Consider the following 13561-nt stretch of genomic DNA (forward strand, 5'->3'; position numbering starts at 1 on the left):
AACTGCTCATGGCGGTCGGGGCTGCTGCGAACGGGCGCGCCACCTCTGACCGAAGTACAAGGTTACCGGGCGGAAGCGTGACACGTCGCATGCATTCGACGCTCGTCGTGCGCGTGGCGCGCCACGAACGGCCCGGGAGCCCGGCCGGGCCGTGACACGCCGGGCCCCGGGCCGGGCGGACGCGCGTAACATCGTCAGGATGGCCTCCTCGCTCCCCGCAGCGCCGGCGGCGGCCACGCGGCACTTCGCCGACGACCTCCGGCAGCGCTCGGACACCGCGCTCGCCGCGCTCCTGCGCGCCCGCCCCGACCTCGCCACACCGTCTCCCTCGACCCTTCGTTCGCTCGCGGCACGCGCCTCCAGCCGGACGTCGCTCGAACGCGCCCTCGCGCGCACCGACGCCCTGACCCTCCAGGTCCTGGAGGCCGTGCTGGCGCTCGAACCGCTGGTGGACCCGTCCGCGCCGCTGGACGCCGACGTCGTCGCCCGGGTCCTCGGCGCCTCACCGACCGAGCTCCCGCGCGTCGAGGCGGTGATCACGCGGGCCGTCGAGCACGCCCTGCTGTGGGACGCCCGTGAGGTCCCCTCGGACCCCGCGGACCTGCGCGCCGTACCCGGGCTCGACGAGCTGCTCGGCCCCTACCCCGCGGGCCTCGGTCCACACCTGACCCCCGCCCCGGACGGGCTGACCGAGGCGGTCGGCCGCGCGCTCGGCCCGGGCGGGCCCGCCCCGGGTGCCGCGCTCGACGCCCTGCTGGCCGAGGCACCCCCGGGATCCCGGACGATCCTCGACGCCCTGGCCTGGGGTCCGCCGGTAGGCCTCGTCCCCGCGGCGGGCACGAGGCCGCGGGACGCCGTGAACTGGCTCGTCACCCAGCACCTGCTCGTGCGGTCGGACGCCCGTCACGTGGTGCTGCCGCGCCTGGCCGGCCTGGCGCTCCGGGACGGGCGCACGCACCGCGAGCCGCGGACGGCGCCGCCCGAGCCGTCCGGGCGCGACGTGCCTGCCGCGACCGCCGACGCCGAGGCCGCGAGCGCCGCGCTCGAGCTCGTGCGGCGGGTGCGGCTGCTGCGCCGCACCTGGGACGAGGAGCCGCCGTCGGTGCTGCGGGCCGGTGGCCTGGGCGTCCGTGACCTGCGCCGGCTGGCGGCCGTGCTGGAGACGGACGAGCCGGGGGCCGCGTTCGTGGTCGAGGTGGCTGGACAGGCGGGCCTGGTACGGGACGACGGCGACGCGCCGCCGTCGTACGTCCCGACCGTCACGGACTGGGACGACCTGGACGACGCCGCCCGCTGGGCGCGGCTCGCCCAGGCCTGGCTGTCCTCCCGGCGGGCCCCGTGGCTGGTCGGTTCCCGGGACGACAAGGGCGCGCTGCGCGCAGCGCTGTCGCCGGACCTGCGGCGTCCGTGGGTGCCGCGCCTGCGCGACGGCGTGCTGGGGGTGCTGGCGGACGCGAGGCCGGGCGAGGGACTGCTGCTCGCCCCCGAGCCGCGGGCGGTCGTCGAGGTGCTGACGTGGCACACCCCGCGGTCGGTGCCGCCGGCGTCCGCGGTCGAGGGGCTGCTCGCCGAGGCGGGGTGGCTGGGTGTGACGGGTGCGGGCGCCCTGTCCGCGCCGGGCCGCGCCCTGCTCGCGGACGACGACCCCGCGGGCGCCCTGCGCGCCGTCCTGCCGCACGAGGTCGACGAGATCCTGCTGCAGGGCGACCTCACGGGCATCGTGCCCGGCCGGCCGTCGCGCGACCTGGCGCGCCTGCTCGAACGGACCACGGACGTCGAGTCGCGCGGCGCCGCGACGACCGTCCGGTTCAGCCCGGCGTCCGTCACCCGGGCGCTGGACCAGGGCGAGACCGCCGACACGCTGCTCGACGAGCTGGCCCGTCGCTCCCCCGTGCCGGTGCCGCAGCCGCTGGACTACCTGGTGCGTGACACGGCGCGGCGGCACGGGGCGGTGCGCGTGGGGTCGGCGTCGGCATACCTGCGCGCGGCGGACGCGACGGTGCTGGCCGGGCTGGAGCACGACCCGACGCTGGCCGGTCTCGGCCTCGTGCGGCTCGCACCCACGGTGCTCGCGGCGTCGGTGCCGGCCGCGGCCCTGCACGAGGCGCTGCGGGAACGCGGCCTGGTCTCGGCCCTGGAGGGGCCGGACGGGCGCGTGCTGGTGGCGCGCCGCGGCGTGACGGGCCGGGCGATGCCGGCGCCGCGCTCGGCCGCGGCGATCCGCATGGGTTCGGGCGGTGACGTCGCCTCCCGCACGCCCGACCCGGACGAGCTGGTCGCGGAGCTGCGTGCGGTCGAGGAGGCGGCCCGGGCCGGGGCGCGGGCGCGTGCGGAGGCCGCGGCGGTCGCGCGGTCGGTGGCCGACGCCGGGATCCCGCGTCCCGCGAGGACCGGTACCGACGGACCGCCTCCCGACGCCGGCGAGAGCTCCGCGCGGCTCGTCGTCGACCCTCCCGACGACGAGCCGGGAACACAGCACCCCGCTGACGGGTTGGCACTGGTGCGCGACGCGCTGCGCACCGGGTCCACGGTGATCATCGAGATGGCCGGGCACACCGGCCGGCTGGAGCGGCGCGAGCTCAAGCCCCTGAAGCTCGACGGCGGCCGGCTCCGCGCGCTCGACCCGGACCGAGAGGCCGAGCTGACCATCGCCGTCCACCGCATCGCGTCGGTCCTGCCGACGTCGTCCGCGCCGTAGCCCCGCACTTCCACCGAGGCAGTACCACCGAGGGAGACTTCATGCCCGACGGCCCCCTGATCGTCCAGAGCGACAAGACCCTCCTGCTGGAGGTCGACCACCCGAGCGCCGAGCAGGCGCGGCGCTCCATCGCGCCGTTCGCCGAGCTGGAGCGCGCGCCCGAGCACGTGCACACCTACCGCCTGACGGCGCTGGGCCTGTGGAACGCGCGCGCGGCCGGGCACGACGCCGAGCAGGTGGTCAACACGCTCATCGAGTACAGCCGGTACCCGGTGCCGCACGCCCTGCTGGTCGACGTCGCCGAGACGATGGCCCGCTACGGGCGCCTGCAGCTCGTGCAGGACCCGGCCCACGGCCTCGTGCTGCGCACGACCGACCGGGCCGTGCTGGCGGAGGTGCTCAAGTCGAAGCGCACGTCCGGCCTCGTGGGCGAGCGGCTGGACGAGTCGACCGTCGTGGTGCACCCGTCCGAGCGTGGCCACCTCAAGCAGGTGCTGGTCAAGCTCGGCTGGCCGGCCGAGGACCTCGCGGGGTACGTCGACGGCGAGAAGCACCCGATCGGCCTGAGCCCCACGACCCACCCGCGCACCCCGCACGAGCAGCCCGCCCCGTGGGAGATGCGTCCCTACCAGGCGCAGGCCGTGGACGGGTTCTGGCACGGCGGGTCGGGCGTCGTGGTGCTGCCCTGCGGCGCCGGCAAGACCATCGTCGGCGCGGGCGCCATGGCGAAGTCGGGGACGACCACGCTGATCCTGGTGACCAACACCGTCAGCGCCCGCCAGTGGCGTGACGAGCTGGTGCGACGCACCACGCTGACGGAGGACGAGATCGGCGAGTACTCCGGCACCAAGAAGGAGATCAAGCCGGTCACGATCGCCACCTACCAGGTGCTGACGACCAAGCGGAAGGGCGTCTACACGCACCTCGAGCTGCTCGACGCCCGCGACTGGGGCCTCATCCTCTACGACGAGGTGCACCTGCTGCCCGCGCCCGTCTTCCGCATGACGGCGGACCTGCAGGCGCGCCGCCGTCTCGGCCTGACCGCGACGCTCGTGCGCGAGGACGGCCGCGAGGACGAGGTGTTCAGCCTCATCGGCCCCAAGCGGTTCGACGCGCCGTGGAAGGACATCGAGGCGCAGGGCTACATCGCGCCCGCCGACTGCGTCGAGGTGCGGCTCACGCTCCCGGAGAGCGAGCGCATGACGTACGCGACGGCCGAGATGGAGGACAAGTACCGGCTGGCCGCGTCGGCGTCGGGCAAGAAGAAGGTCGTCGAGCAGATCGTCGCGCAGCACCCGGACGACCAGGTGCTCGTCATCGGCCAGTACATCGACCAGCTCGAGGAGCTGGCCGAGCACCTCGGCGCGCCGATCATCACGGGGGCCACCACGAACAAGGAGCGGCAGCGGCTGTTCGGTGCGTTCCGCGAGGGCGAGATCTCGCGGCTCGTGGTGAGCAAGGTCGCCAACTACTCGGTGGACCTGCCCGAGGCGTCGGTGGCGATCCAGGTGTCGGGCTCGTTCGGCTCGCGGCAGGAGGAGGCGCAGCGGCTCGGGCGCATCATGCGGCCCAAGGCGGACGGGCGGACGGCGCACTTCTACGCCGTCGTCGCACGCGACACGGTGGACCAGGACTTCGCCGCCCACCGGCAGCGGTTCCTGGCCGAGCAGGGCTACGCGTACCGCATCGTCGACGCCGAGGACCTGACCACCCCGACCCCGTGAAAAACCCCTTCACGTACCGCGTTTACCTGGGGATTCATTGCATATGCGCAATGCACCGGCTTCCGATTGCGATGTCTTGAACCCGGGGTGACGATCAGGGACGTGACCGAGTCCCCCGCAACACACGAGCACGCGCGCGAAGGCGGTTCCCGGCCCTCCCGGGGCTGGACGCTGGCCGCGTTCGCGGGCGCGGCCGGCGTCGTGCTGGCAGCCGGCTCCCAGGTCGCGAACGCGACCGTCACGGCGCCCGCCGAGCCGCGGCCGTCCGTGTCGCCGAGCCTCACGGCGGCGATGCAGGCCGAGATGATGTCCGACGTGCTGCCGGCCTCGCCGCCGATCCGGCTCACCGACCCCGTGACGGACGGCGTGGACGCGCTGACCGACGCCGAGCGCGAGGGCGTGCAGGACGCGCTGGACCGCCTCGCCGACGAGTCCGACCTGCGGCTGTTCGTGGTCTACATCGAGAGCTTCGACGGTACGCAGCCCGTGGACTGGGCCAACGCGAGCGCGAACCAGTCCGGTTTCGGCACGCAGGACCTGCTGCTGGCCGTCGCGACGGCCGACCAGGAGTTCGGGCTGTCCGCGGACACCAACGTGCCGCTCACCGACGCGCAGCTCGCCGGCATCGACGACGCGGTCGCCGCCGCCGTCGGGGCGGAGCGCTGGGCCGACGCCGCGACGGACGCCGCCGACGCCGTCCGCGCGACCGGCGCGGGCGGGCCGGCCCCGCTCCTCGTGGCCGGCGTCGTGGCAGCCGCGGTGCTGCTGCTCGCCGCGCTCGCCTGGGCCGTGTGGCGCTTCGGCGTCCCGCGGTTGCGGCCCCGCCTCGCGCGACGCACCCCCGTCGTCACCGGCCCGACGCCGGACGAGCTGGCCCACCTCACCCCTGCCGAGCTGGACGCGCGCGCGGCCGCCGCGCTGGTCGGCATCGACGACGCCCTGAAGACGTGCGAGCAGGAGCTGGGCCTCGCCCGGGCGGAGCTGGGCGCCGACGCGACGCGTGACTTCGAGCTCATCCTCGCCCGCGCCACGGCCGACGTGCGGGAGGCCTTCGCGATCCGGCAGGAGCTGGACACGATCGCGGCCGCGCGGGCCGACGAGGCGGAGGGCGAGTCGCCCGAGCCGCCGCAGACCGAGCCCGAGGACCCCGCCCGGCGGGAGCGGCTGGCCCACCTCCTGGCGCTGTGCGAACGCGCCGCGGACACGCTCGACGCGCGCACCCGCGCCTTCGACGACCTGCGCCGCCTGCAGCAGCGCGCCCCCGAGCTGCTGGACGACGTCGTCGCCCGCGCACCCGAGGTCGCCGGCCGGGTAGGCGTCACGCGGTCGGTGCTCGAGGAGCTCGCGCAGACGTACCCGTCCGGCACGCTGGCGCTCGTCTCGGGCAACCCCGAGCAGGCCGAGCTGCTCCTCGCCAACGCCACGGAGGCGGTGGCCGCGGGACGCTCGGCGCTGGAGGCCGGTCAGAAGGCCGTCGCCGTCTCGCACGCCCGCGGGGCGCAGAACGCGCTCGGCCAGGCGATCATGCTGCTCGACGCCGTCGACGCGACCGCCGCCCACCTGGAGCTGGCCACGAGCCGCCTGGACAAGGCCGTCGCCTCGCTCACCCAGGACGTGACGTCGGCGCGGTCCGTCGAGGGCGACTTCCGGGTCACCCTCGCACGCACCGCGGCGCAGGCCGCGCTCAAGCACGTCGAGGTGACGCGCCAGGGCGGCGACCCGCTCGCCGGCCTGCAGCGCATCGCCGCGGCGGAGGGCTCCCTGGACGCCGCCCTGGCGTCCACCCGCGACACCACGGAGGTCAAGGCCCGGGCGTCTGCGCTGCTGCGCGACACGCTGGGCCGGGTCGACGAGCAGCTCCGGCAGACCGCCGACTTCGTCGCGACGCGCCGCGGCGCCGTCGGCGCGACGGCCCGGACGCGGCTGGCCGAGGCCGTCCGCCTGTCCGAGGCCGCCCACGCGCTCCAGCCCGCCGACCCGGCGGGAGCGCTCGGCGAGGCCCAGCGCGCGAGCACCCTGGTGCTCGAGGCGGCGCGGCTCGCCCGGGCGGACGCCGACGCCGCCGTCGCGGCTGCCGCTGCCGCCGCAGCAGCCGGGGAACCGGACGACGGCGCCGCGGTGGCCGACGCGAACGGCCCGATCACGGGCGGCATGATGCTGGGCGGCATCCTGCTCGACCCGAACCTCGTCCGCTCCCGCCGGCGCGCAAGCACGGCGCGCATCGGCGGCGGGTTCGGCGGGGGCGGGTTCGGCGGCGGGCGTCCGATCACGCTGCGCCGGCTGGGGTCGCTCAGGGTCCGGCGCTGACGGTCCGCCCTCCTCAGTGGGCCAGGACCACCGTGCCCCCGGCGGGGTGCCGGTCGCCCTCCGGCTGCGTCGTGCGGGCGTTGTGCCCGTGCGAGGCCTCCTCGAGCACGGCGAGCTGGTCGGCAGACAGCTCGACGGGCGTCGTGTACACGACCCAGCGGACGCCCTCCGTGCACGGCGGCGTCGTGAGGCTGCCCAGGTAGGTCTCGAAGGTCGGGTCCGCCGGCAGCATCGCCTCGACGTCGAGCGCCAGGCCGTCCGTGCCGGGCGCCTCCGCACCCTCGACGAACGGCTGCCACGCGGCGTTCTGCTCCGGCCCCTCCTGTGCGAGCACGCCGACGACGAGAGTGTCCCCGGCCGCCGTGGTGTGCACCAGGTGGAACTCGGCCGCCAGGGCCTCGCCGTCCACCGTGTGCTCGGAGGGAGCGTGGAAGTGCACCTGCGCCAGGTCGTGGTCGAGGCCCTCCCACTCCACGGCCGAGCCGGCCCCCTCGGGGACGAGCTGGACCGTGTGGCCGGTGTCCACCGACTCCGCCTCGGTGGGCTCCGCCGTGACGCGCAGGTGCTCCGGCGTGGTCTCGGCCGCATGCGCGGGCAGGTCGATCGGGGACTGGGCGTTCCCGGACGAGCACGCCGCGAAGTCGTCCGACAGGCCGCCCCACGCGTCCTGGCCGGTGTCGCCGTCGTACGTCCAGTGCACCTCGGCGGTGTCCGCCGGGGGTGCGTCGCCGCCGTTCGTGGGACCGGTCGCGCAGGACGCGAGCAGGGGGAGGATCAGGAGGGCGGGCAGCGCACGCTTCGTCATGGGATGAATTATGCGCTCGGACCGACCTAAAGGTAGCGAAGCGGGTCGAACTCCTCGATCGGGATGATCCGGACGCGAGGCAGCATCGTCGTGAAGGCGTCGGCGTCGCCCTCCAGGTCGTACATGACCAGGCCACGCTGCTCCAGCTCCGTGAACCGGGCGTTGACGAACTCGCGGAAGCCGAGCAGGCCCACCCGGCGGTCGTCGTCGGCCAGCAGAGCCTCGATCTGCGGCAGGAAGTCGCCGTCGTGGCTCGCGAGCAGCACGTCGCCGGGGCGGTCCAGGAGCGCGTCGAGCGTGCGCTGGATACCGACGTCGACCACCTTCTCCGTACCCTGCGCGGCCAGCGGGATCGGCTTGTAGCCCATGGCGAGCAGCGCCTGCACGAACGGCATCGGCATCTGGCCCGAGGTGGCGTTGAGGAAGAACAGCGGGACGACGTCCTGCGACCAGACCTTCTGCGCGAAGCCGGAGATGCGGTCCCAGCGCGGCCGCTCCTCGGGGGCCGGACGGCGGTTCAGCACGTTCATACCGAGCGTGGCGTCGATGTTCTCACCGTCGACGATGAGATACGTGCGCCGGGGCGTGGCCCCAGGGTCCTGGGAGAACGGTGCTGACATGCGACACAGCGTAGCCCTGCACGGGGTTCCGGGCCGGACGTCCCGGCGGCCCGTTCGTCCCGGGCGATTTCCCGGGCGAAACTCAGGCATCGTCCAGGAACCGGAAGCACACTGGATGCATGGCTACTGCAGAGGCGCGTCTCGTCGTCGTCGACGACGAACCGAACATCCGTGAGCTCCTGTCCACGTCGCTGCGGTTCGCGGGCTTCGAGGTGCATGCGGCCGCGGACGGCAACGGCGCCCTCCAGCTCGTCCGCGACGTGGAGCCGGACCTCGTGGTGCTCGACGTGATGCTGCCCGACATGGATGGGTTCACCGTCACGCGCCGGATGCGGGCCACCGGCCGGCACACGCCCGTCGTCTTCCTGACCGCGAAGGACGACACCCAGGACAAGGTGCAGGGCCTGACCGTGGGCGGCGACGACTACGTGACCAAGCCGTTCAGCCTCGAGGAGGTCGTGGCGCGGATCCGCGCGGTGCTGCGCCGCACGGGCGTGCCCGCCCCCGAGGAGGAGGCCGTGCTGCACGTCGGCGACCTCGAGATGGACGAGGACTCGCACGAGGTGCGGCGGGCCGGCGTCGAGGTGGACCTGTCGCCCACCGAGTTCAAGCTGCTGCGCTACCTCATGCTCAACTCCGGCCGCGTGCTGTCCAAGGCGCAGATCCTGGACCATGTCTGGCAGTACGACTGGGGCGGCGACGCCAACATCGTCGAGTCCTACATCTCCTACCTGCGGCGCAAGATCGACACGCTCGAGGTCGACGGCGAGACCCTGCCGCCCCTGATCCACACCAAGCGCGGCGTGGGGTACCTGCTGCGCGCCCCGCAGCCTGCCCGTGCTTAGGGAGCGACTCGCCGGTATACCCCTGCGCGCCAGGCTCGTCGCGATCATCTCGCTGCTCCTGGCAGCGGGTCTGGGCATCGCGGGCATCACGACGACGACCGTGGTCTCCACCTTCCTCGTCGGCCAGGTCGACGAGGACCTGGAGTCCGCGGCGCTGAACCTGTCCTCCACCCTGGACTCCCTCCAGCCGAGCACCCAGCAGCAGGGCCTGCCCAGCGACTACTACGTGCGGATCGTGCGCGAGCGGAACGAGCCCGAGACCCTCGGGTACTGGGCCGTCGCCCAGTTCGGCGCCCCGCAGCTCCCCGAGACCACGTACGCCGAGGCCGTCGAGGCGGTGGCGGCCCACCCCAAGCCGTTCACCACCCGCGGTACGAGCAGCGGGTCCGGCGCCGACACCTGGCGCGTGGTCACCGTGCCCGCCGTCTACCCGACCGGCGAGCGGGCGGTCGTCTACATCGCTCTGCCGCTGGTGGGCATGAACAACACCGTCTCGATCGTCACCCGCACCCTGATCATGTCGGGCCTGGGCATCGTGCTGCTCGGCGGGCTCACGGCGTGGCTGCTCGTGGAGCGGTCGCTCCGCTCGCTGCGGTCCGTGGAGTCCACGGCCGCGCAGATCGCGGCCGGCGACCTCACGCTGCGCGTCCCGGCCGCCGCGCCGGGCACCGAGATGGGGTCGCTGGCGGCGTCGCTCAACGCGATGCTCGCCCAGATCGAGCGCGCGTTCGCGGCACAGGAGGCGTCCGAGGCCCGGATGCGGCAGTTCGTCTCCGACGCGTCGCACGAGCTGCGCACCCCGGTCGCGACCATCCGCGGCTACGGCGAGCTCTATCGCATGGGCGCCCTGGACAGCCCCGACAAGGTCGACGACACGATGACCCGCATCGAGGACGCCGCCCGCCGCATGGGCACGCTCGTCAACGACCTGCTGGTGCTCGCACGCCTCGACGAGGGGCGCCCCATCGCCCGGGAGGACGTCGACCTGGTCGCCCTCGCGCACGACTCCGCCCAGGACCTGCACGCCCTCGACCCGACCCGCGAGGTGACCGTGACGGCGCTCGACGACGGCGACGACGTGCCAGACACACTCGTCGTGGAGGGCGACCGCGACCGCCTGCGGCAGGTGGTCACCAACCTCATCGGCAACGTCTCACGGCACACGCCCGCAGGGACGCCGGCCGAGATCGCGCTCGGCGCACGGCCGGACGACGGCGTCGCCGTGCTCGAGGTGCGCGACCACGGGGCCGGCCTCACGGAGGAGCAGGGGCGGCGCATCTTCGAGCGGTTCTACCGGGCGGACTCGTCGCGCACCCGCGAGTCCGGCGGCTCGGGGCTGGGCATGGCGATCGTCGCGGCGATCGTCGGCACGCACGGCGGTCACGTCGAGGTGGCCGACACCGCCGGCGGCGGCCTGACGGTCCGGGTCACGCTCCCCCTGTGACACGCTGACCAGAGTTCAAGACGGTGGTAGCCGCGGCTGACCCGTCCGGTAATAGGCTGAGAACGCAAGTCATCGATCTCGACCGTGAGGCGGACATCACATGGGCGTGCTGGGGGCCGACGCGCCGCAGTGGTTCCTCAAGTCCTTCGTCCGCAGTGCTGCGGGCGCGGGCGCCACGGCGGACACCGACGCGATCGAGGAGGTCGGCCAGGCGCTCCTCGACCGGTGGTCCGACGAGCACCGGCACTTCCACAACCTGCGTCACCTGGCCTCGGTGCTGCACCGCGTGGACGAGCTCGCCGAGGAGACCCACGAGCCGGACCTGGTGCGCCTCGCCGCGTGGTACCACGGCGCGGTGTTCAGCGCCGAGCGCAAGGTCGCCGACGCCTCGCAGGGCGGTGAGCAGTCCACGGAGTCAGCGGTGCTGGCGCACGACGAGCTGACCACCCTGGGCGTGCCGGCGCGGGCGGCGGACCGGGTCGCGGAGCTGGTCAACGCCATCGTGCGGCACGCGCCGGACCCGGCGGACTTCGACGCCGCGGTGCTCAACGACGCCGACCTGGCGATGCTGGCCGCCGAGCCCCAGCGCTACAAGGAGTACAAGTCCGCGGTCCGCGCCGAGTACGCGCACATCCCGCCCGAGGACTACCTCCGCGCGCGGATCCGCGTCATCGAGCGGCTGCTCGCGCGCAAGTCGCTGTTCCTCAGCCCGATGGGCGCCGCGTGGGAGGAGCCCGCGCGGCAGAACCTCGACATGGAGCTGCACCGGCTGCGCAAGGAACAGGCGCAGCTCACCGCGCCCTGACCGGCCCCTGGCACGGCCGCACAGCGGTCCGAGCGGGACCACACCCTCGGTCTTCCCTCGCCTGTGCACAGACCCGCCCGGCGGAGCCCCGGCGTCCGGCCAGCCCTGCCTACGGTCGGGAAGACGCCGGACGGGCCGGCGCACGGGAGGTGAGGACCATGCGGTTCCAGGTGGACAGCGAGCAGGTGGCGCAGGCGAGCGCGGCGGTCGCGGGGTCGGTGGCGGCGGTGCGCACGGAGGTAGGGGCGCTGGTGCGCAACCTCGACGCGCTGCAGGCCACCTGGCAGGGCCCCGCGGCCGCCGCCTTCGGCGGCACGGTGGGCCAGTGGCGCGGCGCGCAGGCGCAGGTGGAGGCGGCCCTGGACGCGATCCAGACCGCTCTCGCGACGGCGGCGCGCACCTATGCGGAGGCGGAGGCCGCGGCGACCCGGATGTTCTCCTGAGGGTCGGCGCCGAAACGGCCGACGCCGGCCGGTCACCCTCCGCGTGAGGGGGTGACCGACCGGCGTCGGACGGGTTCCCGGGCCGAGGCCCGAGGGGTCAGGCCGGACTCAGAAGTCCATGCCGCCCATGCCACCGGACGGGTCGCCGGCCGGGGCCGAGACGGGCTCCGGCTTGTCGGCGACGACAGCCTCGGTGGTGAGGAACAGCGCGGCGATCGACGCGGCGTTCTGCAGCGCGGAGCGCGTCACCTTGACCGGATCGTTGACGCCCGCGGCCAGCAGGTCCTCGTAGTCACCGGTCGCGGCGTTCAGGCCCTGACCGGAGGGGAGGTTGCGCACCTTCTCCGCCACGACGCCGCCCTCGAGGCCGGCGTTCACGGCGATCTGCTTCAGCGGGGCGTCGATCGCGGCACGCACGATCGAGGCACCCGTCGCCTCGTCACCCTCGAGCTCCAGCTTCGAGAACGCGACGGCACCGGCCTGGATGAGGGCCACGCCACCACCGGCGACGATGCCCTCCTCGACGGCGGCCTTCGCGTTGCGGACGGCGTCCTCGATGCGGTGCTTGCGCTCCTTGAGCTCCACCTCGGTGGCCGCACCGGCCTTGATGACGGCCACGCCGCCGGCCAGCTTGGCGAGGCGCTCCTGCAGCTTCTCGCGGTCGTAGTCGGAGTCCGACTTGTCGATCTCGCTGCGGATCTGGTTCACGCGACCGGCGATGAGGTCGGCGTCGCCGGCACCCTCGACGATCGTGGTCTCGTCCTTGGTGACGACGACCTTGCGCGCCTGGCCGAGCTCCTCGAGCGTGGCGTTCTCCAGCTTGAGGCCCACCGTCTCGGTGATGACCTGGCCGCCGGTCAGGATCGCGATGTCCTGCAGCATGGCCTTGCGGCGGTCGCCGAAGCCCGGGGCCTTGACGGCGACGGACTTGAAGGTGCCACGGATCTTGTTCAGCACCAGGGTCGCCAGGGCCTCGCCCTCGACGTCCTCGGCGATGATGAGGAGCGACTTGCCCGACTTCATGACCTGGTCGAGCAGCGGCAGCATGTCCTTGACGTTCGAGATCTTCGACTCGACGATCAGGACGTACGGGTCCTCGAGCACGGCCTCCTGGCGCTCGGGGTCCGTCTCGAAGTAGCGGGCGAGGAAGCCCTTGTCGAAGCGCATGCCCTCGGTGAGCTCGAGCTCCAGGCCGAAGGTGTTCGACTCCTCGACGGTGATGACGCCTTCCTTGCCCACCTTGTCGAGGGCCTCGGCGATGAGCTCGCCGATCGCCGGGTCGCCGGCCGAGATCGCGGCCGTGGCGGCGATCTCGTCCTTGGTCTCGATCTCCTTGGCGGCGTTCAGGAGCTGCTCGGTGACAGCCTCGACGGCCTTCTCGATGCCGCGCTTGACGGCGATCGGGTTGGCGCCGGCGGCGACGACACGCAGGCCCTCCTTGACGAGCGCCTGGGCGAGCACGGTGGCGGTGGTGGTGCCGTCACCCGCGACGTCGTCCGTCTTCTTGGCGACCTCCTTGACGAGCTCCGCACCGATCTTCTCGTACGGGTCGTCGAGCTCGATCTCCTTGGCGATGGAGACACCGTCGTTCGTGATCGTGGGGGCGCCCCACTTCTTGTCCAGAACGACGTTGCGGCCCTTGGGGCCGAGCGTGACCTTCACGGTGTCGGCGAGCTGGTTGAGCCCGCGCTCCATGCTCCGACGAGCTTCCTCGTCGAAAGCGATGATCTTGGCCATGGGGATGAATCCTCCGCTGGTGGCTTGTCCAGGCCGGCCGGTGCCCGCGACGGACGACAACCACCCCGACGATCACGTCTCGCCGCGGCAGAAGCCTCACCGTTCGACCCTGCTGTCACTCTCCAACGGAGAG

10 protein-coding genes are annotated in these 13561 nt (G+C 73.7%); 7 read left to right on the plus strand and 3 right to left on the minus strand.

Annotated features, from left to right (window positions below; genetic code table 11):
* Positions 1-199 precede the first annotated feature (199 nt).
* The 3 genes from APR03_RS10300 to APR03_RS10310 all read left to right on the plus strand — a co-directional run bounded on the left by APR03_RS10300 (position 200) and on the right by APR03_RS10310 (position 6729).
* Positions 200-2698 carry a helicase-associated domain-containing protein gene (locus APR03_RS10300; RefSeq protein ID WP_253835364.1) on the plus strand — a complete coding sequence of 833 codons (2499 nt, stop codon included), beginning with the start codon at positions 200-202 and terminating at the stop codon, positions 2696-2698.
* 41 nt (positions 2699-2739) lie between these two features.
* On the plus strand, positions 2740-4422 hold the full coding sequence (locus APR03_RS10305; protein ID WP_253835366.1) for a DNA repair helicase XPB: 1683 nt from the start codon (positions 2740-2742) through the stop codon (positions 4420-4422).
* A 102-nt stretch (positions 4423-4524) separates the two neighbouring features.
* Entirely contained in the window at positions 4525-6729 is a 2205-nt protein-coding gene (locus tag APR03_RS10310) for a TPM domain-containing protein (RefSeq protein ID WP_253835368.1), read from the plus strand.
* 13 nt (positions 6730-6742) lie between these two features.
* On the opposite strand, the gene APR03_RS10315 is transcribed toward APR03_RS10310, so the two are convergent.
* Together APR03_RS10315 and APR03_RS10320 are read right to left on the minus strand one after the other, a co-directional pair.
* Positions 6743-7534, minus strand: a complete 792-nt coding sequence (locus APR03_RS10315; protein ID WP_253835369.1) for a carbonic anhydrase — start codon at positions 7532-7534, stop codon at positions 6743-6745.
* A 26-nt stretch (positions 7535-7560) separates the two neighbouring features.
* The gene (locus APR03_RS10320; RefSeq protein ID WP_253835372.1) at positions 7561-8154 is read right to left on the minus strand and encodes an NYN domain-containing protein; all 594 of its coding nucleotides are present in this window, start codon (positions 8152-8154) and stop codon (positions 7561-7563) included.
* A 119-nt stretch (positions 8155-8273) separates the two neighbouring features.
* Here APR03_RS10320 and APR03_RS10325 point away from each other — a divergent pair, with 119 nt between their 5' ends.
* The 4 genes from APR03_RS10325 (at position 8274) to APR03_RS10340 (ending at position 11691) form a co-directional block, all read left to right on the plus strand.
* A complete protein-coding gene (locus tag APR03_RS10325; RefSeq protein ID WP_253835374.1) occupies positions 8274-8999 on the plus strand; it encodes a response regulator transcription factor in 726 nt (241 codons plus the stop codon).
* Positions 8992-10443: a sensor histidine kinase gene (locus tag APR03_RS10330; RefSeq protein ID WP_253835382.1), complete on the plus strand. Its 1452-nt coding sequence runs from the start codon at positions 8992-8994 to the stop codon at positions 10441-10443. Before APR03_RS10325 ends, APR03_RS10330 begins: the two co-directional genes overlap by 8 nt.
* A 100-nt stretch (positions 10444-10543) precedes the next feature.
* Positions 10544-11248, plus strand: coding sequence for an HD domain-containing protein (locus APR03_RS10335; RefSeq protein ID WP_253835384.1), 705 nt, complete (start codon positions 10544-10546; stop codon positions 11246-11248).
* 158 nt (positions 11249-11406) lie between these two features.
* Entirely contained in the window at positions 11407-11691 is a 285-nt protein-coding gene (locus APR03_RS10340) for a WXG100 family type VII secretion target (protein ID WP_253835386.1), read from the plus strand.
* A gap of 108 nt (positions 11692-11799) precedes the next feature.
* On the opposite strand, the gene groL is transcribed toward APR03_RS10340, so the two are convergent.
* Positions 11800-13428 (minus strand): chaperonin GroEL, encoded by a 1629-nt coding sequence (groL, locus tag APR03_RS10345; protein ID WP_253835389.1) that lies wholly within the window; start codon positions 13426-13428, stop codon positions 11800-11802.
* Positions 13429-13561: the final 133 nt, after the last annotated feature.

The organism is Promicromonospora thailandica (genome assembly GCF_024171955.1).
GTDB lineage: Bacteria > Actinomycetota > Actinomycetes > Actinomycetales > Cellulomonadaceae > Promicromonospora > Promicromonospora thailandica.

Excerpts from the sequence above, each read along its gene's own strand:
- groL (WP_253835389.1), bottom strand. The coding sequence starts at position 13,428 with ATGGCCAAGATCATCGCTTTCGACGAGGAAGCTCGTCGGAGCATGGAG.
- APR03_RS10335 (WP_253835384.1), top strand. The coding sequence starts at position 10,544 with ATGGGCGTGCTGGGGGCCGACGCGCCGCAGTGGTTCCTCAAGTCCTTC.
- APR03_RS10340 (WP_253835386.1), top strand. The coding sequence starts at position 11,407 with ATGCGGTTCCAGGTGGACAGCGAGCAGGTGGCGCAGGCGAGCGCGGCG.
- APR03_RS10300 (WP_253835364.1), top strand. The coding sequence starts at position 200 with ATGGCCTCCTCGCTCCCCGCAGCGCCGGCGGCGGCCACGCGGCACTTC.
- APR03_RS10325 (WP_253835374.1), top strand. The coding sequence starts at position 8,274 with ATGGCTACTGCAGAGGCGCGTCTCGTCGTCGTCGACGACGAACCGAAC.
- APR03_RS10305 (WP_253835366.1), top strand. The coding sequence starts at position 2,740 with ATGCCCGACGGCCCCCTGATCGTCCAGAGCGACAAGACCCTCCTGCTG.
- APR03_RS10320 (WP_253835372.1), bottom strand. The coding sequence starts at position 8,154 with ATGTCAGCACCGTTCTCCCAGGACCCTGGGGCCACGCCCCGGCGCACG.
- APR03_RS10315 (WP_253835369.1), bottom strand. The coding sequence starts at position 7,534 with ATGACGAAGCGTGCGCTGCCCGCCCTCCTGATCCTCCCCCTGCTCGCG.